Raw genomic sequence first — 21,766 nt, 5'->3', positions numbered from 1 at the left:
GCGCGGGTGCTGGAGGTGCTCGAGCGGCTCTACCCCAACGCCACCACCGAACTCGAGCACCGCAACCCCTTCGAGTTGCTCGTCGCCACCGTGCTCTCGGCCAGGGCCACCGACGCCTCGGTGAACAAGGCCACGCCTGCGCTGTTCGCCCGCTTCCCCGACGCCGCCAGCCTGGCCCAGGCCACGCCCGAGGAGGTCGAGCCCTTCATCAAGAACATCGGGCTCTACCGAGCCAAGGCCCGCAATCTCGTGCTGCTGGCGCGCAAGTTGGTCGAGGAGCACGGCGGGGAAGTCCCGGTGGATAAGGCCAAGCTGCAGCAGTTGCCCGGCGTGGGCTGGAAAACCGCCACGGTCGTGCTGGGAGCGGCCTTCAAGGTTCCGGGCATCGCGGTGGACACCCACCTCACGCGGCTGGCGAGGCGCTTGGGCTTCTCCGACAAGAGCGACCCCGAGAAAATAGGCCGCGACCTCGAGCGCCTGTTCCCCCGCGAGAAATGGGTCTTCGTCCATCACGCCCTCATCCTCTTCGGGCGCTACCGCTGCACGGCCCGCAAGCCCCAGTGCGAGGGCTGCCCACTGTGGGAGGTCTGCCTCAGCCGGGGGGCCTGGTGAGGCTCAGCCTCGATCACATCGTGGTCGCAGCCCACACCCTCGAGCAAGGCTGCGCCTACGTGGAGCGGGCCCTGGGGGTGCGCCCCGCGCCCGGCGGGCGGCACCTCAAGATGGGCACCCACAACAGCCTGCTGAGCCTGGGAGAGGGGGTTTACCTCGAGGTCATCGCCCTCGATCCCGAGGGCACCGATCCGGGCCGCCCGCGCTGGTTCGGGCTGGACAACCCCCGGCTTCAGGCCGAACTTAGCCGATCCCCCCGGCTGCTGCACTGGGTCGCCCGCACCGACGACATCCACGCGGCAGTCGCCGTCCTCCCCGAGCTGGGCAAAGTCCACCGCATGAGCCGGGGCGACCTGGAGTGGGACATTACCATTCCCGACGACGGGGAGCTGCTCGAGCACGGCCTGATCCCCACCGTGATTTCTTGGGGCGACACGCCCCACCCCACCACCCGCCTCCCCGATTCCGGCTGTCGGTTGGTACGCCTGAGGGGCCTTCATCCCCATCCTGAGCGGGTCGAGGCCCGGCTGAAAGCGCTGGGGACGGGGCTGGAACTCGAGGCCTCCCCCGCTCCCGGACTCCTCGCCCAAGTGCAAACCCCCTCCGGGTTACGGCTGTTGCGGTAGGGTCGCATATCCTACGTCGGACGCGAGAGCCAAAACGCCCCAGGGTCGTGGTTTTGGGCGTTCGGCACACTTTCGCAAGAAGTCCCTTGTACCCTTGAGTCCAAATAGCGAGGCAACGCCCTGGCGGCGAGGCCCTACCTTTTTACACTTGGTCCACGCCAAAAGCGCGAGGCTTTTCGCATCTCAAAGGAGAACAGCATGCAGTCGACGATGATGGATTTTCCCCTCACCCTGCCCCACCTGCTCGAGCGCGCCGGGCGGCTCTTCGGGCCGCAGGAGATTGTCACCCGCCTGCCCGACAGGAGCCTGCACCGCTACACCTACGCCGACTTCTACCGCCGCAGCCGGGCGCTGGCCGAAGCGCTGCAGAAGGCGGGCTTACAAAAGGGCGACCGGGTCGCCACGCTGTCGTGGAACACCTATGCCCACCTCGAAGCCTACTTCGGCATCCCGGCGGTCGGAGGCGTGCTGCACACCCTCAACCTGCGGCTGCACCCCTCCGACATCGCCTACATCGTCAATCACGCCGAGGACCGCTTTTTGATCGTGGACGACGTGCTGCTCAAGCTCTACGAGGCCATCAAGGAGCACGTGAAGTTCGAGAAGGTCATCGTGGTGCCGCTCACCGGGCAGCCCGTGCCCGAGGGGCTCACCGACTACGAGGCGTTCATCGCGCAGGCCAGCGGCGATTTCCAGTACCCCGAGCTCGACGAGCGCGAGGCGCTGGGAATGTGCTACACCTCGGGGACCACCGGCAAGCCCAAGGGCGTGGTCTACTCCCACCGCTCGACCGTGCTGCACAGCCTGGGCTCGGCCCTCCCCGACGCGCTCAACCTCTCCGCCCAGGACGTGCTGTGCCCGGTAGTGCCCATGTTCCACGTCATGGCCTGGGGCCTGCCCTTCACCGGGGTGATGACCGGGGCCAAGCTGGTGCTGCCGGGACCGCACCTCGACCCGGTGAGCCTGCTCGAGCTCTACGAGGGCGAGGCCGTGACCAAGACCGCCGGGGTGCCCACCATCTGGCTGGGCGTGTTGCAGACGCTGCAAAAAGAACCCGAGCGCTTCAAGCTGGTGAAGGGCATGGAGATGGTGGTAGGCGGCTCGGCGGCCCCCGAGGCCCTCATCCGGGGCTTCGACCGCTTCGGCCTCAAGGTGCTGCACGCGTGGGGCATGACCGAGACCAGCCCCCTGGGCACGACGAGCCGCCTCAAGCCCCACCTCAAGCGCCTCTCCCCCGACGAGCAGTACGCCTACCGCGCTACCCAGGGCATCCCCACGCCACTGGTCGAGGTGCGGGCCGTGGGCGAGAAGGGCGTGGTGCCCTGGGACGGCAAGAGCATGGGCGAGCTCGAGGTCCGGGGACCGTGGGTCGCCAGCAGCTACTATAAGCTCGACAGCGAGCAGGGCAAGTGGAGCGAGGATGGCTGGTTCCGCACCGGCGACGTGGTGACCATCGACCCCGAGGGCTACGTCAAGATCACCGACCGCACCAAGGACCTCATCAAGTCGGGCGGGGAGTGGATCTCCAGCCTCGACCTCGAGAACGCCCTCATGGGCCACCCTGCGGTGAAGGAGGCCGCCGTGATCGCCATTCCTCACCCCAAGTGGGCCGAGCGCCCGCTGGCGGCGGTGGTGCTGAAGGAGGGCATGAGCGCCACGCCCGAGGAGCTGCGGGCTTTTCTCGAGCCCAAGGTCGCCAAGTGGTGGCTGCCCGATGCCTTCGTCTTCGTGGACGAGATTCCCCGCACCAGCACGGGCAAATTCCTCAAAGCCCAGCTTCGCGAGCAATACAAGAACTGGCAGTGGGAGTGACCTTCTCCCCGGCCATCCAGGCTTGGGGAGGGGCCCCTACGGAAGTTGCCGATAGCCGATAGCTACTCGCGTATTGCGTTTTGCGTTAGGCGTACGACGTACAGCTTTTGGCCGGCTGGCGTGTCCTCGCGTGACGCATGACCCCCCATTCGGGGGAAGTAACGCTAGACTACTTGTGGATGCTTAGGCCCAAGGCCCAACTGTCGTCGGTGCTCGAGATCACCCCGCAATGGCTGGAAGCGCGGGGGATCAAAGGTTTGCTGCTCGACCTGGACAACACCTTGGTGCCCTACAAATTCAAGGGCGAGCCCCCCGAGGAACTCATCGCCTGGGTGAAGTCGCTCGAGGCCGCCGGGATCCGGGTGTTTCTGGTGTCGAATGCCCGACGCAAGCGCCTGAAGGCCTGGTCGGCCAAGTTGGGGGTGGAGGGCATCGGACTGGCTGGCAAGCCCTGGTTTGGCATTCGCAAGGGGCTCAAGCAGTTGGGGCTGCCCCCCTCTCAGGTGGCGATGGTGGGTGACCAGGTCTTTACCGACGTGCTGGGGGGCAACCTGGCTGGGGCCTACACCATTCTGGTGACGCCCATCTCTCAGAATGAGCTGGACTATACCAGGCTGGTGCGGCGGTTGGAGCGCTTGATTCTCAAACTATAGGGTAGGTGGATGCGGGATGAACGTACTGACTATTGGTGATAAACGGCTCGGGGCGGCCCTGCTGGACATGGGCCTCCTCGAAGATGAAGAACTCCAACGTGCATTGGAACAGCACCGCGAGGTCGGCGGCACCCTCAGCGACGTGATCGTCGAACTGGGCCTGCTCTCCGAGCGCCGCATCGCCCAGGCCATCGAGGAGACCTTCGGGGTGCCCCTGGTCGAACTGGCCAGCCTGGAGATTCCCCCCGAGATCAAGGCCTTGGTGCCCGCCGAGAAGGCCAAGACCCTCGAGGCCATCCCCTTCGCGCTGGAGGGTGGCAGCCTGCGGGTAGCGCTGATGAACCCACTGGACAACCTGGTGCTCGAAGAACTCGAGGACATCACCGGCCAAATCATCGAGCCCTACCAGACGACACGCTCCTCCTTCAACTACGCCCTGGCCAAGAACTACCCCGAACTCGGCCTGCAAGTCCCTGAGGCCCCCAAGTCGACGAGCGAGAGCGAAATGCGGCTGGGCGACCTGCTCGTGGAAAAGGGCTTCGTCGATCGCGACACCCTCGAGCAAGCCCTGGTGCAGCAGGAGAAGACCGGCGAGCTTTTGGGGCGCATCCTGGTGCAAAGCGGCGCCATCACCGAGTCCCAGCTCTTCCAGGTTCTGGCCGAGCGTGCAGGTATCGAGTTCCGCGAGCGCGTCGACGACCTCGAGTTGCAGATGGAGATCGCTGCGCTGTTGCTGCGGGCCGATGCCCTGCGCTACCAGGCGGTTCCGGTGCGCCAGGACGGCACCCAGGTGCTGGTCGTACTCTCCGACGTCCGCCACGTCGAGGCCATTCGCGCGGCCATCGCCCGGCCGGTACGCTTCGTGCTGACACTGCCGAAGTCCTGGGAGGCCCTCTTCGCCAAGGCCTACCCCGAGAAGTCGCGCCTGGGCGAGGCCCTGGTGCAGGAGGGCAAGATCGGGCGCGAGGCGCTGCAGGAGGCGCTGAGCGTGCAGCGGCGCATGGGCAAGATCCGCCCGCTGGGCGAGGTGCTCGTCGAGCTGGGCTACATCACCCAGGAAGACGTCGAGGACGCGCTCAACAAGCAGCGACAGGGGGGTAAGAAGCTCGAGGACACCCTGGTGCAGTCGGGCAAGATCAAGCCGGAGATGCTGGCCAAAAGCCTCTCGGCCCAGCTCGGCTACCCCTACATCGACCCCGTGGAGACCCCGCCGGACCCCTCGGTCATCACCCTGGTGCCCGAGTCCACCGTGCGGCGCTACACCATCTTCCCCCATCACCTCGAAAACGGCAGCACCCTGGTGGTGCTGATGAAGGACCCTCGCAACATCCTGGCCGTCGATGACCTCAAGATGATCACCCGCAAGGAGATCCTCCCCGCCGTCTCCACCGAAGCTGCCATCACCAAGCTGATTGAGCGCTTCTACGGTGGGTCGGGCGAGATCGACGAGCTGGCCAAGGAGTTCGAGAAGAAGCGGCAAGCTCGCGAAGAGGTGGCCGATACCAGCGCCCTCGACGACAACGCGGTCGTCAAGCTGGTCAACACCATCATCCGCGAAGCCTTCTTGCAGGACGCCTCCGACATCCACATCGAGCCGCGCCAGACCGATTTGCTCGTGCGCATTCGCGTGGATGGCTCCCTGCGCGAGTACATGAAGCTGCCCAAGGGGGCCGGGCCGGCCCTGGCCAGCCGCGTGAAGATCATGGCCAACCTCGACATCGCCGAGCGTCGCCTGCCCCAGGACGGGCGCGTGCGCTATCGCGACCGCAGCATCGACCTCGACTTGCGTCTTTCCACCCTGCCCACGGTCTACGGCGAGAAGATCGTCATGCGCTTGCTGCGCCGGGCCTCCGAGATCCCCGAGATCGAGGGGCTGGGCTTTGCCACCGGGGTCTTCCAGCGCTTCACCGACGTCATCGCCAAACCCTACGGCATCTTCCTCATCACCGGCCCCACCGGCTCGGGCAAGTCCTTCACCACCTTCTCCATCCTCAAACGCATCGCCACCCCCGACAAGAACACCACCACCATCGAAGACCCCGTCGAGTACGAGATCCCCGGCATCAACCAAACCCAGGTCAACCCGGTGGCGGGCCTGACCTTCGCCAGGGCCCTGCGCTCCTTCCTGCGCCAGGACCCCGACATCATCATGGTCGGTGAGATCCGCGACTCCGAGACGGCCAAGATCGCCACCGAAGCCGCCCTCACCGGCCACCTGGTCATCGCCACGCTGCACACCAACGACGCGGCGGGCGCGGTGACCCGTTTGGACGAGATGGGGGTGGAGTCCTTCAACATTTCGGCCTCGCTGATCGGGGTACTGGCCCAGCGCCTGGTGCGGCGGGTGTGCGAGAACTGCAAGCAGGAGGTCGTGCCCGACCCCGACGTACTGCGCCGCCTCGAGCTGCGCGAGAGCGACATCAAGGGCAAGGTGCTCTACAAGGGCACCGGCTGCGAGCGCTGCAACGGCACCGGCTACAAGGGCCGCGCCGCCATCCACGAGCTGATGGTCGTCGACGACGACGTGCGCCACGCCATCGTGGCGGGCAAGACCGCCACCGAGATCAAGGAGATCGCCCGCAAGGGCGGCATGGCTACCCTGCGCGAGGATGGCATCACCAAAGCCTTCCAGGGCATCACCACGCTCGAGGAAGTGATGGCCAAGACCAACGAGTAGGTGACGGATGCCGATTTTGAACACTCGAAGGCCCGGTGTGCTGATAGAACAGGACTAGCGGAGGACACGATGCTCAAAGCGCCCGATATTGTAGACCTCTTGACCCTGGCGGTTGACCGGGGCGCGAGTGACCTGGTGATCACCGTGGGTTTACCGCCCATGATCAAGGTGGACGGCGAATTCCATCCCTCCGAGCACGAACCCCTCACTCCCCAGGACACCCGCCGTCTGATGTACGCGCTGATGGACGAGAAGCAGCAGCGCTCCTTCGAGGAGGACAAGGAACTCGACTTCTCCTTCAGTCTGCCCAACAAGGGCCGCTACCGTGTGAACGTGTTCCTGCAGCGCGGCAGCGTGGGCGGGGTGCTGCGCGTGGTGCCCACGGTGGTCAAGAGCTTCGAGGAGCTGGGGCTACCGAAGAACATCGCCGAGATCGCCATGTCGCCCCGCGGGCTGGTGCTCATCACCGGGCCTACCGGCTCGGGCAAGTCCACGACGCTGGCCTCGATGATCGACTACATCAACGAGCGCCGCCGCTGCCACATCGTCACCATCGAAGACCCCATCGAGTTCTTCCACCGCCACAAGACCGCCATCATCAACCAGCGCGAGATCGGCTCCGACACCCACGACTTCCACCGGGCGCTGCGCTCGGTGCTGCGTCAGGCCCCCGACGTGATCCTGGTAGGCGAGATGCGCGACTACGAGACGATCTCCGCCGCCATCACCGCCGCCGAAACCGGCCACCTGGTGATGGGCACCCTGCACACCAACTCCGCCCCCGAGACCATCGACCGCATCGTGGACGTCTTCCCCGAAGCCCAGCAGGAGCAAATCCGCGTCCAGCTCGCCAACAACCTGGTGGCCGTCATGACCCAGCAGCTCCTGGTCAAAGCCTTTGGCGGTGGCCGGGTTCTGGCCTACGAGCTGATGATCGCCACCCCCGCCGTGCGGGCGCTGGTGCGCGAGGGCAAGACCCACCAATTGGTCTCGGTAATTCAGACCGGCGGCCAGTACGGCATGATCACCATGGACGCCCACCTGGCCGACCTCTACCGCCGCAAGCTGATCACCTACGACACGGGCTTGGCCCGCGCGGTAGACCCCAAGGAGTTCGCCCGCCTGGCGGGCATGGGGCAACCGCAGGCCCAGCCTGGAGCGCGGCCTACGCGCACGTGAGCCGATAACCGACTCTTGCAAGGAGTTTAATCTTCAGCCCCTGCTCCCACAGCGGGCTGGCTCGGTGCTGGCTTGCCGAATATCAGCCACACCCCGACCATCAGGAGGGTGATCCCCGCCGAGAGGCTGAAGATCAGGGCCGGGTTGAGGCGGTCTACCACCGGGGCCAGCAGCAAGAGCGAGAATGGCATCCCCACCTGAGCCACGCTGCCCAGCACCCCGAAGACCCGCCCCCGGAACTCGGGGGCCACCGTGCTCTGCAGCAAGATGGTCAGGCTGGTGTTGAGCAGGCCGTTGGCGCTCCCCGCCACCACCGCCAGGGCGTACATCCACCCCACCTGCCCCACCCAGCCGATCAGGCCCATGGCCACGGCCATCACGCTCAACCCCACGCCGAAGGCCGGGCCGGGTTTGAGCCGAGAGCCCAGCAGGCTCACCAGCACGTTGCCCAGGACGATCCCGGCGGTGAAAGAACCCATAAAGAAGCCGTAGCCCTGCGCTCCTAGCCCGGCGTCTTGCATCATCTTGGGAATGAGCATCAGGAGGGGGGCAAAGCTCAGGTTGATGAAGAAGGCCATCAGGGGGATCAGGGTCAGGACGCGGCTCGCGGCCATCAGCCGTAGGCCCTCGCCCAGCCCTTTCCAGAAGCTTTCCTGCTGCACCTGGCCCACGAAAGCGGGCATCCGCACCAGCAGCAATAACGCGGCCATGACGAAAAAGGTCACCGCGTCGATCAGCAGGGCCAGGGGCGAGCCCACCTGGCTCACCAGCACCCCGCCCCCCACCAAGCCCAGGAAGTTCATGCTCTGGGTGGCGGTGCCCAGCAGGCCGTTGGCTCGAGCCAGCTCCGCCTTGGGGACCAGCTCGGGAAAGACCTTGGAGGCCGCCGGGCCATAGATCACCCCGATCACGCTCATCAGCACCGTGGCCGCGTAGATCAGGGTCACCGTGACCTGTCCCTGCGTGGCCAGGGCCCACAACCCCAGGGCGATCAACCCTCGAGCCACGTCCCCCAGCACCAGCGGGGGCTTGATGGGCAGGCGGTCCACCAGGTTCCCGGCCAGGGGGGCGAAGAGGCCGGGGATCAGCGAGAGCGCCAGGTTGACCCCCATGCTGGCCGCCGAGCCGGTGAGCTCGAGGATCAAAAAGGACAGGGCGATGCCCGCCAGCGAACTGCCGAAGCTGGACTGGGCTGTGCCCAGCCAGTAGAGGGTGAAATCGCGGTTCCATAGCCTGGTGGGTCGCATGGGATTCCTCTCCTGCAAACCAGGGTGGGGGTTAAGCTACTTGGCGTGAAAGAGGCAAGTTCAAGTAGGCAGCTCAAGCTCCTGCTCGTCCGTGAGAACCAGCGCATCCTCGATCGCCTGCTCAAAGCCCCCAGCAGCGCCCAGGAACTGGTGGAGCGGCTGGGCATGAGCATGAACCAGGTACACTACCGCCTGCGCCAGCTAGAGCAGGCTGGCCTGGTACGCGTACATGAGCAGCGGGCGCGCAAGGGCCGGGCCATCAAGGTCTACAAGGCTGCCCAAGAGCGCTTTTTGATCCCCTTCAGCGCCTCCACTGCCGCCACCATCGAGGAATTGATGCAGGAGGTCTACCGCGAGGTAATGGACCGCTTCGTGCGAAGCCTGATCCGCCAGTTCGAGCGCTACGACCCCGAGTGGGGGGTTTTCGCCCAGCCCGACGAACGCGGCAACCTGAGCATGGCCTTCGGCCTGTTCAACCCCGAAGAAAGCGCCCCCTGGCGCAAAGAGCTGCGCGAGCGGATGCTGGGGGAATGGGGCGGGCTATCGCTCACCCCCCAGCAGGCCAGGGATTTCATCCGGGAGTTGCGCGCCCTGCGGGAAAAGTACCGCCAGTCGGCTCAGCCCGAAGGCAAGCCGCACATGGTAGGGCTGTTCGTGGTGGAGGGAACAGCCTGAACAAAGGTTCGTTTTTGTGGTGATCTCCCTCCGTTCTGCGCAAATCACGGAGCGCTCAGGCTGACGCTGTAGTCGCCCGTAGCCTCGTTGCTGCCATCTACCTCGATCAGGTAGGTGCCGTCCGAGGGGATGGTGAAGCTGTGGCTGCCAAAAGCCTTGGGCGGGTTGAATTCTGGGAGGTTGGATCCTGCGGTGTAGTCGCCGTTGGGTGGCAGCTTGTAGACCCGCACCGTGCCGGCAAAGCCGCCGCTGACGCTGAGGGTGAAGTTCTGGTTCGCCGTGGCGGTGAAGCGGTAGTAGTCGCGCTCGCCCGCCGCGTCGATGGTGCCGTTCAAGGTTGCACCGCCGGGGGTGATGTCGGTAGGAGGCTCGAGCGTGACCAGGAGTGCGGTTAAGCCCACGGAACTCGTGCTGTGGGTGTTGAGCAGGGTGAGGGTGTTGGCCCCGGCCCGCAACAGGCCCTTGACCTCCTGGCTGTTGGCGTAGTAGCTCGCGGTGAACTCACCCGTGTAGTTGCTGTGGGGCGCACTCGGGCCCCATACCGTGGCGTACCAGCAGCAGGTGGTGGGGCCGGTCGCCCGCAGCAGGTAACGCCCCTCGGCGGGCACGTCGAAGCGGTGAGCGATCCTAGGCGACCCACCCCGCTCCCCATCGCCAAACTCCCAGCTATACACCAGCGCGTCCCCATCGGGGTCGGAAGAAGCCGAGGCGTCGAAGCTCAAGGCTTTTCCCACCTCGACGCCATCGGCGGAAACCGTAAAGATCGCCGTGGGAGGCTTGTTGGGGGGCTTGGCGCCCCCACAGCCCAGCAGGCCCAGCAGCACCACCAGCAATCCTCCCCAATACCCATAACGCTTCATCCTGCCTCCAAATGCTCAACGCAACTTGCTCTTGGGCTCGAGTTGTCCCAAGTGCGCCAGGTGCCGGGCGAGTTCGAGAGGAGAGTCGAACTCCACCCGCTCGAAGCGCTCGCGGTTCTCCAGCGTGGCGTGCCAGGGCTGCTCGGCGGTCTCGGGTCGGATGCTTAGCCAGAATTGCAGCACACCAGGGGAAAGCGGCGGCTTCACACTATCGCCTCCTTCGACGGCAACTGCCCGGAACCGGGAGCCGGGCTTCACCGCAGTCCCAGGCTAGAAGGGAAGGCGTTGCAGCAGCGTTGCAGAGGGCAGCGCACCCAGGGCTTCCACGGTTTGTGAACTCGGTTCACCGTCGCGCACGATACCGGCGCTCAGCCGGGCTATACCCGCACCGAGCCGCTTGGGAAAGCCCTGCCCACCGCCGGTTTTGCCCAATCCGTCGGGATTTTTGCTCACCCGAAGGGCTCTTCCTCGCCCTGCGAGCCCCTTGACATCTGCCTGGCTCTGGGTATGATTCCCTTATCAACTACTGCAAACGTTTGCAGTTTTTTTGCTGCAAACCCGCCGTCCTCTGGGATATAAAGCTTCGCAGTAGGGTTTGTCTTCTGTCAGGTAGCTGAAATCGATTGCATATGGTCAGCCTCGAGGAAGTCGCCAAACTCGCCCAGGTTTCCCCCGCCACCGCCTCGCGGGCCCTCTCCCGGCCCGACATGGTCGCCAAGGAGACGCGCGAACGGGTGCTCGAGGCCGCCCGGCAGCTCGGCTACCAGCCCAACCAACTCGCCCGCAGCCTGCGTCAGCGCAGCAGCCGCAGCCTGGGCCTCATCATCACCGACATCCTCAACCCCTTTCACGCCACCGTGGCCAAGGGGGTGCAGGATGCCGCCGAGAAGCACGACTACACCGTCTTCCTCTTCAACACCGACGAGGACCCCGAGAAGGAGCGCCGCGCGCTCAATGCCCTGCGCGGCCACCTGCCGCAGGGCCTGCTGATCGTGCCCACCCCCAGGACGCGGGAGAACCTCAAGCTCGTCGCCAACCTCCCCACCATCGAGCTCGACCGCCAAAGCGGCACCCCCGGCGCGCACAGCGTCATGGTGGATAACGTCGGCGGGGCCCGCTCGGCGGTCGAGCACCTCACCGCGCTGGGCCACCGCCGCATCGGCATGATCGTGGGGCGGCTCGACATCACCACCGCCGTCGAGCGCCACCAGGGCTACCGCGAGGCCCTGGCCGCCGCCGGCCTTCCCTACCGCGAGGAACTGGTCCTGCCCGGCAACCACCGCGAAGAAGGCGGGCGCGTTGCCGCCCACGCCCTGCTCTCCCGTCCACCCGACGAGCGCCCCACCGCGCTGTTCGTGGGCAACAACGAGATGACCGTCGGTGCGGTGCTCGCCGCCCGTGAGCTGGGCCTGCGCATCCCCGAAGACCTCTCCATCGTCGGCTTCGACGACTCGCGCTGGGCACGCACCATGCAACCTGCCCTCACCGTCGTGGCCCAGCCCGAGTACGACATCGGCTTCCTGGCCTGCGAGACGCTGCTGAGTCTGCTGCGTCATGGCAAGGCGGTGCAGCCCATCCGCATCCGGCTGGCCACCACCCTCATCGTCCGCGATTCCACGGCCCCACCGGGGCACGCCTCGAGTCAACCCTAAAAGGAGGAAACCCAGCAAGGAAAGCACCACCGCAGCCCCTCGGCCCCAAGCCCTCTAGTTCCACAGTTCTAACCCAAGGAGTCCTCATGCGCAAAAGCACCGGCATCGTCGCAGCCCTCGCCCTCGCAGGTCTGGCCCTCACCGCCCTCAGCTCCGTCGTGGCTCAGAACAAGCAACCCTTCATCGGCCTCATCACCAAGACCGAGTCCAACCCCTTCTTCGTGAAGATGAAGGAAGGCGCTAGCAAGGAGGCGGCCAAGCTCGGCGCGAAGTTCATCAGCGCCGCCGGCAAGACCGACGGTGACAACGCCGGACAGGTCGCGGCCATCGAGAACATGGTCGCCGCCGGGGTCAACACCATCCTCATCACCCCCAGCGACGCCAAGGCCATCGTCCCCGCCATCAAGAAAGCGCGGGATGCGGGCGTGCAGGTCATCGCCCTCGACAGCCCCACCGACCCCGAAGACGCCGTAGACGCCCTCTTCGCCACCAACAACTACCAAGCCGGGGTGCTCATCGGCGAGTACGCCGCCGCGGTGATGAAGGGCAAGAAGCCGGTGATCGCCACCCTCGACCTCTTCCCCGGCCACCCGGTGGGTGCCCAGCGCCACAACGGCTTCCTGCAGGGCTTCGGTCTGCCAAGCTACGAAGCCGACAGCAACGAGCTGGCCAAGCCCGCCGAGGTCGTGTGCATGGCCGATACCTACGGTGACCAGGCCAAGGGTCAGACCGCCATGGAAAACTGCTTGCAGAAGAACCCTAACATCAACCTGGTCTACACCATCAACGAGCCCGCCGCCGCCGGCGCTTACCAGGCCCTCAAGGCCGCAGGCAAGGAAAAGAGCGTGATCATCGTCTCGGTAGACGGCGGCTGCGAGGGCGTGCGCAACGTGGATCGTGGGGTGATCGCCGCCACCTCGCAGCAGTACCCCCTGAAGATGGCCGCCCTGGGCGTGGCCGCCGGGGTGAAGTACGCCAAGAGTGGGGTCAAGGCCCGCGGCTACGTGGACACCGGCGTGACCCTCATCGCCAAGCAGCCCGTGCCCGGCGTCAGCAGCAAGGACGTGAAGTACGGCCTGGCCAACTGCTGGGGCAACTAGAAGTTGACGTAGGGTCAATTTCGTGGGATCAACAGACACCGAGCCGTGGGAAGTCCCGCTCGAGCGGGACTTCCCCCATCGCAGTGAGGAACTTATGGCCGAACAACAACCCTCCAGCGCAGCCCAAGCACCCAGGAAGCTGCTCGAGCGGCTGCCGAGCATCAGCGTCCTGGGGCCCTTTGTCGCGCTGTTGCTGGCGGTGATATTCTTCAGCACCCAATCTGAGCGCTTCCTCAGTGGCCAGAACTTCTCGCTCATCCTCCAGCAGGTGCTGGTGGTGGGGGTCTTGGCCATTGGTCAGACTCTGGTGATCCTGACCGGGGGCATCGACCTGTCGGTGGGGTTCGTGATGGCCCTGGGCACCATGGTCATGAGCAAGTTCGCCGTCGAGCTGGGCCTGCCTCCCCTGCTGGCCATCCTCTGCGGGATCGCCGTCACCACCGCTTTCGGCCTTCTCAACGGCCTGCTCATCACCCGCATCCGGCTGCCGCCGTTCATCGTCACGCTGGGCACCATGAACATCGCCTTCGCCCTGACTCAGATCTACTCCAAGGCCCAGACCGTGACCGGCCTGCCCGAGGCGCTGCTGTTTTGGGGCAACACCTTCCGGCTGGGCGAGACCGTGATCACCTACGGCGTGGTGCTCATGATCGCGCTGTACTTGTTGATGTGGTTCCTGCTGAGCGAGACCGCGCCGGGGCGCCACCTCTACGCCGTGGGCAACAACCCCGAAGCCGCCCGCCTGATGGGCATCCCCACCCAGCGGGTGCTGCTGCTGACGTACACCGTCGCGGGCTTCTTCTACGGCATCGCCGGGTGGCTGTTGGTCTCGCGCACCAGCGTGGGCGATCCCAACGCCGGGCAGACCGAGAACCTCGAGACCATCACCGCCGTGGTGCTGGGCGGCACCAGCCTCTTCGGCGGGCGCGGCATGATCCTGGGCACGCTGCTGGGGGCCATCATCGTGGGTGTCTTCCGCAACGGCCTGACCCTCACCGGCGTCTCCTCGGTGTATCAGGTGCTCATCACCGGCATCCTGGTGATCCTGGCCGTGACCGCCGATCAGCTGTCGAAAAGGAGGAGCTGAGGCTTATGGAACTCAACCCCCTACCCAACAATCCCGGCCAATTCCCCCTCCCCCGCCAGCAGGCCAGCGCCCCGGCTCGGCCCCGGCCCGTGCTGGAAGCTCGCGGCCTGGTCAAGCGCTACGGGCACGTCACCGCCCTCGACGGCACCGACTTCGAGCTGCGCGAGGGAGAAATCCTGGCCGTCATCGGCGACAACGGCGCGGGCAAGAGCACGTTGATCAAAGCCCTCTCCGGCGCGATCATCCCCGACCAGGGGGAGATCATCCTCGACGGCAAGCCCGTGCACTTCCGCAGCCCCCTCGACGCGCGACGTCACGGCATCGAGACCGTCTACCAGGACCTGGCGGTGGCTCCCGCCATGACCATCGCGGAGAACCTCTTTTTAGGGCGGGAAATCCTCAGGCCGGGCTTCCTGGGGCGACTGCTGCGGCTGATCGACAAGAAGAAGATGCTCGAGGAGGCCACCAGCAGCCTCAAAGACCTCAAGATCGGCATCCGCTCGATGAGCCAGGCGGTCGAGACCCTCTCCGGCGGGCAGCGCCAGGGGGTGGCCGTCGCCCGCAGCGCGGCCTTCGCCAAGCACGTGGTGATCATGGACGAGCCCACCGCCGCCCTGGGGGTCAAGGAGGGCAACATGGTGCTCGAGCTCATCCGCCGGGTGCGCGACCGCGGCCTCCCCGTGATCATCATCAGCCACAACATGCCCCACGTCTTCGAGATCGCCGACCGCATCCACATCCAGCGCCTGGGCAAGCGGGCCGCGGTGGTCAACCCCAAGAAGATCAGCATGGCCCACACCGTCGCGGTCATGACCGGGGCGATGAGCCCCGAGGAGCTGAGCCCGGAGGAGCTGGCGAATTAGGGCTGCCGAGGGTCGAGAAGCCTGTAGCTCGCGGCCTGGAGTGAACCGGCGTCTTGCCTTTAGCTATACAACCATCGACGGCTTTCTCTTGCGCGCAGCATGAACTTGCCTCAAACTCTGCTGAGGGGATGCGACTCTACCTCGACACCGCCGACCGCCACCTGGCCGAGCCTTTGCTGCGCACGGGGCTGTTTTGGGGCGTTACCACCAACCCCTTGCTGCTGCAGGCAGTGGGGCTCAAGACCGCGCAGCTCCCCGAGTTCTACGCCTGGGCCACCGACCTGGGGGCCAACGAGGTGTTTTTCCAGAGCTGGGGTTCCGACGCGGCCAACCTCATCGAGTGGGGCCTCGAGCTGCGCTCGATCGGGGAGCGGGTGGTAGTCAAGCTGCCCGCCACCCAGGCGGGTTGCCAAGCGGCCAGCGAGCTGCTGCGGCAGGGCTGCCCGGTGCTGCTCACCGCCGTCTACACCCCGGCCCAGGCCCTTTTGGGGGCCGCTGCCGGGGTTCAGTACATCGCCCCTTACCTGGGCCGCATCGCCGATGCCGGGCGCAACGCCAGGGCCGAGGTGGCGCTCATGCAGCGCCTGCTGAGGGAACTGGGCAACCCCACCCAGATCCTCCTGGCCAGCCTGCGCCACCTCGACGACGTGGTGGCTATGAGCCAGGAGGGGGTGCGGGCTTTTACCCTCAGCCCAGTGGTGGCACGGCAGTTCTTCGACGAGCCCCTCACCGAGGAGGCCGTGATCGCCTTCGAACAGGCCATGAAGGAGGTTTTATCGTGATCATCGCTTGCGGTGAAGCCCTCATCGACTTCACCTCCCTGCGCTTCGAGGGCCACACCGTCTACCGGCCCCATCCGGGCGGCTCGCTGATGAACGTGGCCGTGGCCTCGGGAAGGCTGGGGGCGCCTACTGGCTTTCTGGGCAAGGTGTCACGGGACGTGTTCGGTCGCCTGCTGCGCCAGCACATGCACGAGAGCCGGGTCTCGCTGGAATACGTGGTCGAAGCCCGCGAACCCACCACCTTAGCCTTCGTGCACCTCGAGGGTGGCGACCCCGAGTACTCCTTCTACGCCGGGGGCACCGCTGACCGCTCGCTCGTGATCGAGGAACTCCCCGCCCTGCCAAAGGAAGCCGCGCTGCACTTTGGCTCGATCTCGCTGGTGCTCGAGCCCACCGCCAGCACGCTGGAATACCTCATGCAGCAGGAATCGCGCCACCGTTTCCTCTCTCTCGACCCCAACGTGCGCCCCGGCCTCATCCCCGACCGCAGCGCCTACCTTGAGCGCCTGGAAGGCTGGCTGGGCCTGGTGGACCTGGTCAAGGTCAGCCAGGCCGACCTCGAGTGGCTCTACCCTGGCGAGTCGCCCAAGAGCCTTGCCCAGGAGTGGCTGGGACGGGGCCCGGCCCTGGTGCTGGTGACGCTGGGGAGTGCGGGTTCGCTGGCATTGAGCACGGGGGGAAGCGCCCTGGTTCCCGTGCCCAAGGTAAAAGTCGCCGACACCGTGGGCGCAGGCGACGCCTTCATGGGGGCTGCCCTGGCCTGGCTCCACAAGCGGGGACGGCTGAGCCGCAGCGGAGTGGAGGGGCTAGAGGAAGGGGAATTGCAGCAACTGCTGGCCTTCGCCAACCAAGTTGCGGCCATCAACTGCACTCGAGCGGGGGCCGATCCGCCCTGGGCGCAGGAGGTGGGTTGGTAGGGGCCACCCCTCCCGCAAAGTGCTCGAGAGCCACTTTGAGCCATCGCTTCAGTCGCGACCATCGGCCATCGACGGCTTCTGAAGCCTACGGCGCACAGCGGTATCGGAGAAGTCGGCAGACGCGGCGGGGTCGGCATTGAGGCTGAGCCCCAGCAGCAGCGGGTCGTGGTCGGAGGAGCGGTAGGGGGTGGGGGCGTAGCGGTCGTCGGGCTTGAACTCCGTGTTGTAGTCGAAGGCGCGGGGCTCGTCGGCGTTGATGTGCCACTCGGTGAAGCCCGTCACCTGCGGGCTGAGCGAGGGGGTCACGAAAGCATGGTCGAGGTTGCCGCTCTCGCCGTTAAAGACGTAGCTGTAGCGCTCGGAAGCCGGGCTGCGCGACAGCAGGTTCTCCAGGCCCGCACCGGTGAGGATGCGGATGGGGTCCTCGGCGGCGTAAGCGTTGAAGTCACCCAGCAGCACCACGTCGGGGTCGGTGGTTTTTAGCTGCTCGAGGAAGCCCAGCAGCTTCTGGGCCTGCTGTACGCGCAGCGCGTTCCAGCAACCCTGGCCGTTATCGAGGTTCTCGCCCGTAGCCCCTTCGCAGCCCTTGGACTTGAAGTGGTTGACCACCACCGTGAAGCGCCCGCCCGTGCCCATGTCGCGGAAGGTCTGGGCCAGGGGGGGCCGGGAGTATACCGGGTCGCCATCCACCCGGAACGCCCCCTCCGGCGCGACCCTGGCGGGCTTGTAGATTAGGGCCACCTTGATCTCGTCGGTACCGATGGTGCCGGTCTGAATCGCGGCGTAGGTGCCGGCTCCCAGCGCCGCGTTGAGCGCGGCCACGAAGTCCGTGAGGGCGGCGTCGCCGTTGTTCTGCACCTCGATGAGGCCCACCACGTCGGCATTCAGCCCCGCGATGGCGGCCACCAGCTTGGCCTTCTGGCGCTCGAACTCGGCCTGGTTGCTGGCCCCGCGCGAGCCGAGGGTGGTGAAGTAGTTGAGCACGTTGAAGCTGGCCACCCGCAGCGAGCCCCCCACCGCCGCGGGCGAGGTGGGGCGGGGGTTGGCGTTCTCGAAGCTCACCGGCCCCACCGGCTGCACGCGGTAGGCGCTGAAGCCGAAGGTGAGGATGCCCGTCAGGCCCCTCACGCTGTCGCCCACCCGGCGGGTGGCGTCGGTGCCGGGGCCGCTCAAGTAGGGGATGGTGGCAGGGTTTTGCACGGTGGAGGCGTCGTCGAGCAGGATGCGGCGGCGCGGGTTGAGCGTCGTGGAGTCGCCCAGGCCGTTGCCGTTATTGGGGTGGTAGAGCCGCCCCCCAGCAGAAAGGGTGATCTCGCCGAAGCGGGCCAGGTTGAAGACCTCGCTCACGGTAAGGGTCTGAGGGAAGGTCACCAGCATGCCCTCGTAGCGCTCGAGGTCGCCCACCGCGCCCACCGGAAGCTCGATGGGGGTGGGCTCCACAAAAGCCCCACTCTCGCAGAGCGTGACGTTGCTGAGGGCCTCGAGTTCGGTCAGGGTGCCGCTGCCGGAGGCGAACTCCCTGACCGTTCCCGTGACCTGCACGTAATCGCCCACGTTCACCGGAAAGGAGGTGTTGAACACAAACAGCCCATCGGAAGTGGCCGGGTCGTCGTCACCGCGGAAGTCTTGAATGTAGAAGCCGCCGAGCTGGCCCGCACCCTGGTAATCGCCCACCACCACCCCCTCGGTGGTCACGGTCTGACCCGCCAGGGGGCTGGCCGGGCCACTGCTCTGAATCTGGTAGGTACGGGTCACGCTGGCCCCTGCCGGGCACTGCGGGGTCCGCAGGGTGGTGAAGCTGAAGGCATAAGGCTGGGCTGGGTTGCCCCCCAGGCTGCTTCGGGCCAGGGTGATGAGCACCACCGGAATTTCCCCCAGCGAGGAAATCCCGCCCACTAAAGACTTGGGAGCCTGAGTGCAGGCTGCGATAAGGGCCACCAAGCCCGCCACCAACCAGAGGCGAGCTGAATTCAGCGAAGTTTGGTTAGGCCTGTTTACTGGAGTCCTCCTAACGATACTCACTCTACGTTGTTCGCCGATTCCTTTTCTGGAATGAATCGCTTTACATTCCCAAAAGACCAAGGCTATCCTCCAGCCCGGCGGGGCCAAGCGCGACCCCGAGTGGCGAACAGGGGAAGTATCCGCCGGTTTTTTCAGCTCAGGGTAAGCTCGAGGCCCGGCCACGATTCCGGCCATTGCGCTCGCCGCCACAAGCGGCATACCCTAATACAAAAAGGAGGCGATTATGCAGGCTGGCGAACTGCGGCACCTGCTCGAGCGCATCCTGCCCACCAGGCCCTTCGAGGTGCGCTTTTGGGATGGGTCAGTGCTGCCGGCCACGGCTGAACCCAGGGCCACCGTGGTGCTGGGGCGGGGTGTGCTGGAGGGACTGGCAGCGCCGCTGGACCTGGCCCTGGGCGAGGCCTTCGTGCGGGGGGACCTCGAGGTCGAAGGCGAGTTGGAGGCGGTGCTGGAAGCGCTGGAGCACGTCGAGTTGCCGGCCTCTCCGCTGGAGTGGGTGCGGGGGGTAGCCTTGAGGGGTTCGGGCATCCGGGCGCTCAGCGCCCACCTGCACGGGGCGGCCCATTCCCCCGCCCGTGACCGTCAGGCCGTAAAGCACCACTACGACCTCTCCAATGACTTCTACCGGCTGTGGCTGGACCCGCGCATGGTCTACTCCTGCGCCTACTTCCCCCAGGGCGACGAGAGCCTGGAGCGGGCCCAGGAGGCCAAGCTCGAGCTCATCTGCCGCAAGCTCAGGCTGCGGCCCGGCGAGCGCCTGCTGGACATCGGCTGCGGCTGGGGCGGGCTGGTGATCTACGCGGCAGAGCGCTTCGGGGTGGAGGCCCTAGGCATCACGCTCTCGAGCGCCCAACTCGAGGAAGCCCGCGCACGGGTGCGCCGAAGCGGCCTCGAGGGGCGGGTGCGGATCGAGGAACTCGATTACCGCGAGGTGCATGAGCGCTTCGACAAGCTCGCCAGCGTCGGCATGGCCGAGCACGTGGGCCGGGCCAACCTCCCGCGCTACTTCCAGGCGGCCTTCGCCTGCTTAGAGCCCGGCGGCCTCTTCCTGCACCACGCCATCGCCCAGGGCCCCGTGCGGCCCAAGTCCCCCACCTGGGCCGCCTCCGGGGAATTCATGCGGCGCTACATCTTCCCCGACGGCGAAATCCTGCCGCTGTGGGAGATGTTGCGCGAGGCCGAAGCCGCGGGTTTCGAGGTGCGCGATGTGGAGGATTTGCGCGAGCACTACACCCGCACCCTCGAGCTGTGGCGTCATGGCCTGGAAACCCGCTTCCCCGAGGCAGTATCCCTGGTTGGGCCGGAGCGCGCCCGGCTCTATCGGCTTTACCTGGCGGCCTCGGCCCACCAGTTCGCCTTCGGCCACCTGGCCGTTCACCAGACCCTGCTGGCCAAACCCGACCCCCAGGGGCGCGTCAAGCTTCCCTCGAGCCGGGCCGACCTCTACCGGGATCCGTCGGTGGTCGATGGTCGATAGCCAGGACGCACCAGATGGCTTCCATCGCTTTGCTGTTCGCTGATGGCCGGCGGCTACCCGCCTCAGGCCTGCCAGTCCCCCGCCAGGAGCAGCTCGGCTTCCTCTTTGTGGCCGGTCTCGTCGGCGATGAAGCCCTGCAGGTCGTTGGCCAGGCCGTAATCGCCCAGGGCTTCGGCCTGCTTCATGCGCTCGACGTAGCGGGCGATGGTATCCTCCTCGGCCCGCAGGACGTTCTGCAGCATCTCGCGGATGGTGGAGGCGGCGGGTACGTCCGCCGGGCGGGTCGTGGGCCTACCCCCCAGGGCCACGATCTTGCGGGCCAGGTAACGGGCGTGCTTGGTCTCGTCCTCGATCTCGCCCTCGAAGAACTCGTGCAGGTGAGCGCGGTGGATGCCCTTAACCTGGGCAGAATACGTCAGGTACATGATGATGGCCTGCAATTCACCGGCCAGGTCGGTGTTGAGGCCCTCCAGCAGTGCTGCTTTTGCCTGCTCAACCTTAGTTGGCATACTGCCCCCTTTCACACGCCATCATACTCATCGGAGCGCTCCTCCAGCACCCTGGCTCATAGTACATAAATCCGAGTGGTTTACTTGATTTTCAGCCGACTTCCGGGTAGGCTCATGGACGAGTCTGGCTATGAGATTTCACTTTCCTTCCAGCGAAATCGTGCCCGCCGACGTCCTGGCCGAGGCCCAGCGGCTCATGGCCCGCATCCGCGAGAGCTCCTGGTGGAGCGCCGAACTCACCTGCCCCCAGGCCCGCCAGAATCGTTTCTTCCTACGCAACCAGGTCCAGGTGCGCCTGGCCGATGCAGACAAAGCCCTCCAGACCATCCGGCAGAGCCTGGAGGAGCACAAGTGCAGCCCCCAGGCAGCGGTGGAGGCAGCCTACCAGGTCCTGATCCGTCTGGCCCGGCTGTGGCGTGAGTTGGAGGAAGCCGAGGGTCATCGGCAGAAAACGGCAAGCAAGGCGCTTGACTATTGACCTCCTGAAACAAATGCAACCCCCGGATATTTCCGGGGGTTGCGTGGAATGAGGAGGCTTCGGGTTTAGAAGGAGAGCTTCAGACCGGCGCGCACCCCGAAGCGGAGGCTGAGGTTATCGCCCAAGCCGGGGTTGCCCTCGAGGTACAGCCCGAAGTTGCGCGAGAAGTTGAAGCCCGCGCCCAGCACCGCATCGCCATAGACCGGCACGATATTGGGGTTGGTCGAGGAGGCATCGTAGCGCACGCCCAGACCCAGGTAGGGGTCGAAGAAGCCGCCACGGTTGAAGTTGCGCACCAGGTAGGCATTGACGTTGATGGCGCCGTTTCCGAGGTTGTAGTCTGCGCCCACACGGGGACCAAAACCCAGGATCACATCGTGTACGCCGATGAAGCCACCCACGCTGATCACCTGCTCGATGGGGCCACTGACCATGGGCTCGACGGGGTAGTCAGTGGCCCCATCGAGCAGGTGATCAGCGTGGGTGGCTTCATCGGCGTACACGATGTGATCCTGGGTTTTGGTCCCCGTGTGGGCGC

The 21,766-nt window shown here is 66.0% G+C and carries 21 protein-coding genes and 1 pseudogene; 15 read left to right on the top strand and 7 right to left on the bottom strand.

Annotated elements, in window-relative coordinates:
• The first annotated feature begins 6 nt into the window (after nucleotides 1–6).
• The 6 genes from nth to Mrose_RS12525 all read left to right on the top strand — a co-directional run bounded on the left by nth (nucleotide 7) and on the right by Mrose_RS12525 (nucleotide 7,559).
• The gene (gene nth / locus Mrose_RS12550; protein ID WP_119278759.1) at nucleotides 7–612 is read left to right on the top strand and encodes an endonuclease III; all 606 of its coding nucleotides are present in this window, start codon (nucleotides 7–9) and stop codon (nucleotides 610–612) included.
• Nucleotides 609–1,238 carry a VOC family protein gene (locus Mrose_RS12545; RefSeq protein WP_245969888.1) on the top strand — a complete coding sequence of 210 codons (630 nt, stop codon included), beginning with the start codon at nucleotides 609–611 and terminating at the stop codon, nucleotides 1,236–1,238. Before nth ends, Mrose_RS12545 begins: the two co-directional genes overlap by 4 nt.
• A gap of 198 nt (nucleotides 1,239–1,436) precedes the next feature.
• Nucleotides 1,437–3,050 carry a long-chain fatty acid--CoA ligase gene (locus tag Mrose_RS12540; RefSeq protein WP_119278750.1) on the top strand — a complete coding sequence of 538 codons (1,614 nt, stop codon included), beginning with the start codon at nucleotides 1,437–1,439 and terminating at the stop codon, nucleotides 3,048–3,050.
• Nucleotides 3,051–3,229: 179 nt separating this feature from the next.
• A complete protein-coding gene (locus Mrose_RS12535; RefSeq protein ID WP_119278748.1) occupies nucleotides 3,230–3,703 on the top strand; it encodes a YqeG family HAD IIIA-type phosphatase in 474 nt (157 codons plus the stop codon).
• A gap of 16 nt (nucleotides 3,704–3,719) precedes the next feature.
• A complete protein-coding gene (locus Mrose_RS12530; RefSeq protein ID WP_119278746.1) occupies nucleotides 3,720–6,380 on the top strand; it encodes an ATPase, T2SS/T4P/T4SS family in 2,661 nt (886 codons plus the stop codon).
• A 69-nt stretch (nucleotides 6,381–6,449) separates the two neighbouring features.
• Complete coding sequence (locus tag Mrose_RS12525; RefSeq protein ID WP_119278745.1) at nucleotides 6,450–7,559, top strand: type IV pilus twitching motility protein PilT; 1,110 nt, start codon at nucleotides 6,450–6,452, stop codon at nucleotides 7,557–7,559.
• Nucleotides 7,560–7,585: 26 nt separating this feature from the next.
• On the opposite strand, the gene Mrose_RS12520 is transcribed toward Mrose_RS12525, so the two are convergent.
• On the bottom strand, nucleotides 7,586–8,806 hold the full coding sequence (locus tag Mrose_RS12520; RefSeq protein ID WP_119278743.1) for an MFS transporter: 1,221 nt from the start codon (nucleotides 8,804–8,806) through the stop codon (nucleotides 7,586–7,588).
• 45 nt (nucleotides 8,807–8,851) lie between these two features.
• Between Mrose_RS12520 and Mrose_RS12515 the strand changes: the two genes are divergently transcribed.
• Nucleotides 8,852–9,481 carry an ArsR/SmtB family transcription factor gene (locus tag Mrose_RS12515; protein WP_182482794.1) on the top strand — a complete coding sequence of 210 codons (630 nt, stop codon included), beginning with the start codon at nucleotides 8,852–8,854 and terminating at the stop codon, nucleotides 9,479–9,481.
• A gap of 44 nt (nucleotides 9,482–9,525) precedes the next feature.
• Here the strand turns inward: Mrose_RS12515 and Mrose_RS12510 are convergent, their stop codons facing one another.
• The 3 genes from Mrose_RS12510 to Mrose_RS18605 form a co-directional block, all read right to left on the bottom strand.
• Nucleotides 9,526–10,341 (bottom strand): PKD domain-containing protein, encoded by an 816-nt coding sequence (locus tag Mrose_RS12510; protein ID WP_119278739.1) that lies wholly within the window; start codon nucleotides 10,339–10,341, stop codon nucleotides 9,526–9,528.
• A gap of 15 nt (nucleotides 10,342–10,356) precedes the next feature.
• Nucleotides 10,357–10,548: a hypothetical protein gene (locus tag Mrose_RS18610; RefSeq protein ID WP_147371642.1), complete on the bottom strand. Its 192-nt coding sequence runs from the start codon at nucleotides 10,546–10,548 to the stop codon at nucleotides 10,357–10,359.
• A gap of 63 nt (nucleotides 10,549–10,611) precedes the next feature.
• Nucleotides 10,612–10,794 carry a hypothetical protein gene (locus Mrose_RS18605; RefSeq protein ID WP_147371641.1) on the bottom strand — a complete coding sequence of 61 codons (183 nt, stop codon included), beginning with the start codon at nucleotides 10,792–10,794 and terminating at the stop codon, nucleotides 10,612–10,614.
• A 176-nt stretch (nucleotides 10,795–10,970) separates the two neighbouring features.
• Between Mrose_RS18605 and Mrose_RS12505 the strand changes: the two genes are divergently transcribed.
• From Mrose_RS12505 to Mrose_RS12480, 6 genes are all read left to right on the top strand, one after another.
• The gene (locus tag Mrose_RS12505; RefSeq protein ID WP_119278738.1) at nucleotides 10,971–11,993 is read left to right on the top strand and encodes a LacI family DNA-binding transcriptional regulator; all 1,023 of its coding nucleotides are present in this window, start codon (nucleotides 10,971–10,973) and stop codon (nucleotides 11,991–11,993) included.
• Nucleotides 11,994–12,079: 86 nt separating this feature from the next.
• Complete coding sequence (locus Mrose_RS12500) at nucleotides 12,080–13,093, top strand: sugar ABC transporter substrate-binding protein (protein ID WP_119278736.1); 1,014 nt, start codon at nucleotides 12,080–12,082, stop codon at nucleotides 13,091–13,093.
• A gap of 94 nt (nucleotides 13,094–13,187) precedes the next feature.
• Complete coding sequence (locus tag Mrose_RS12495) at nucleotides 13,188–14,180, top strand: ABC transporter permease (protein WP_119278734.1); 993 nt, start codon at nucleotides 13,188–13,190, stop codon at nucleotides 14,178–14,180.
• A gap of 5 nt (nucleotides 14,181–14,185) precedes the next feature.
• Nucleotides 14,186–15,043 (top strand): ATP-binding cassette domain-containing protein, encoded by an 858-nt coding sequence (locus Mrose_RS12490; protein ID WP_119278732.1) that lies wholly within the window; start codon nucleotides 14,186–14,188, stop codon nucleotides 15,041–15,043.
• 128 nt (nucleotides 15,044–15,171) lie between these two features.
• Nucleotides 15,172–15,825 carry a transaldolase family protein gene (locus Mrose_RS12485; protein WP_119278730.1) on the top strand — a complete coding sequence of 218 codons (654 nt, stop codon included), beginning with the start codon at nucleotides 15,172–15,174 and terminating at the stop codon, nucleotides 15,823–15,825.
• Complete coding sequence (locus Mrose_RS12480) at nucleotides 15,822–16,742, top strand: carbohydrate kinase family protein (protein ID WP_119278729.1); 921 nt, start codon at nucleotides 15,822–15,824, stop codon at nucleotides 16,740–16,742. Before Mrose_RS12485 ends, Mrose_RS12480 begins: the two co-directional genes overlap by 4 nt.
• A 48-nt stretch (nucleotides 16,743–16,790) precedes the next feature.
• On the opposite strand, the gene Mrose_RS12475 is transcribed toward Mrose_RS12480, so the two are convergent.
• Entirely contained in the window at nucleotides 16,791–18,692 is a 1,902-nt protein-coding gene (locus Mrose_RS12475) for an ExeM/NucH family extracellular endonuclease (protein ID WP_245969885.1), read from the bottom strand.
• 295 nt (nucleotides 18,693–18,987) lie between these two features.
• Here Mrose_RS12475 and Mrose_RS12470 point away from each other — a divergent pair, with 295 nt between their 5' ends.
• Nucleotides 18,988–20,241 carry an SAM-dependent methyltransferase gene (locus Mrose_RS12470; protein WP_119278727.1) on the top strand — a complete coding sequence of 418 codons (1,254 nt, stop codon included), beginning with the start codon at nucleotides 18,988–18,990 and terminating at the stop codon, nucleotides 20,239–20,241.
• 62 nt (nucleotides 20,242–20,303) lie between these two features.
• Here the strand turns inward: Mrose_RS12470 and Mrose_RS12465 are convergent, their stop codons facing one another.
• Entirely contained in the window at nucleotides 20,304–20,750 is a 447-nt protein-coding gene (locus Mrose_RS12465; protein WP_119278725.1) for a ferritin-like domain-containing protein, read from the bottom strand.
• 130 nt (nucleotides 20,751–20,880) lie between these two features.
• Here Mrose_RS12465 and Mrose_RS12460 point away from each other — a divergent pair, with 130 nt between their 5' ends.
• Entirely contained in the window at nucleotides 20,881–21,228 is a 348-nt protein-coding gene (locus Mrose_RS12460) for a hypothetical protein (protein WP_119278723.1), read from the top strand.
• Nucleotides 21,229–21,293: 65 nt separating this feature from the next.
• On the opposite strand, the pseudogene Mrose_RS12455 reads toward Mrose_RS12460, so the two are convergent.
• A pseudogene (locus tag Mrose_RS12455) lies at nucleotides 21,294–21,766 on the bottom strand (hypothetical protein); the annotation flags it as partial.

The organism is Calidithermus roseus (assembly GCF_003574095.1).
GTDB lineage: Bacteria > Deinococcota > Deinococci > Deinococcales > Thermaceae > Calidithermus > Calidithermus roseus.
The sequence above is the reverse complement of the archived record's forward strand: the minus strand, read 5'-3'. Positions and strand labels throughout refer to the sequence as shown.

Coding starts and splice junctions, on each gene's coding strand:
- Mrose_RS12460 (WP_119278723.1), top strand. CDS start 20,881: ATGAGATTTCACTTTCCTTCCAGCGAAATCGTGCCCGCCGACGTCCTG.
- Mrose_RS12485 (WP_119278730.1), top strand. CDS start 15,172: ATGCGACTCTACCTCGACACCGCCGACCGCCACCTGGCCGAGCCTTTG.
- Mrose_RS12505 (WP_119278738.1), top strand. CDS start 10,971: ATGGTCAGCCTCGAGGAAGTCGCCAAACTCGCCCAGGTTTCCCCCGCC.
- Mrose_RS12525 (WP_119278745.1), top strand. CDS start 6,450: ATGCTCAAAGCGCCCGATATTGTAGACCTCTTGACCCTGGCGGTTGAC.
- Mrose_RS12535 (WP_119278748.1), top strand. CDS start 3,230: ATGCTTAGGCCCAAGGCCCAACTGTCGTCGGTGCTCGAGATCACCCCG.
- Mrose_RS12490 (WP_119278732.1), top strand. CDS start 14,186: ATGGAACTCAACCCCCTACCCAACAATCCCGGCCAATTCCCCCTCCCC.
- Mrose_RS12470 (WP_119278727.1), top strand. CDS start 18,988: ATGCAGGCTGGCGAACTGCGGCACCTGCTCGAGCGCATCCTGCCCACC.
- Mrose_RS12520 (WP_119278743.1), bottom strand. CDS start 8,806: ATGCGACCCACCAGGCTATGGAACCGCGATTTCACCCTCTACTGGCTG.
- Mrose_RS12530 (WP_119278746.1), top strand. CDS start 3,720: ATGAACGTACTGACTATTGGTGATAAACGGCTCGGGGCGGCCCTGCTG.
- Mrose_RS12500 (WP_119278736.1), top strand. CDS start 12,080: ATGCGCAAAAGCACCGGCATCGTCGCAGCCCTCGCCCTCGCAGGTCTG.
- Mrose_RS12540 (WP_119278750.1), top strand. CDS start 1,437: ATGCAGTCGACGATGATGGATTTTCCCCTCACCCTGCCCCACCTGCTC.
- Mrose_RS12495 (WP_119278734.1), top strand. CDS start 13,188: ATGGCCGAACAACAACCCTCCAGCGCAGCCCAAGCACCCAGGAAGCTG.
- Mrose_RS12465 (WP_119278725.1), bottom strand. CDS start 20,750: ATGCCAACTAAGGTTGAGCAGGCAAAAGCAGCACTGCTGGAGGGCCTC.
- Mrose_RS12510 (WP_119278739.1), bottom strand. CDS start 10,341: ATGAAGCGTTATGGGTATTGGGGAGGATTGCTGGTGGTGCTGCTGGGC.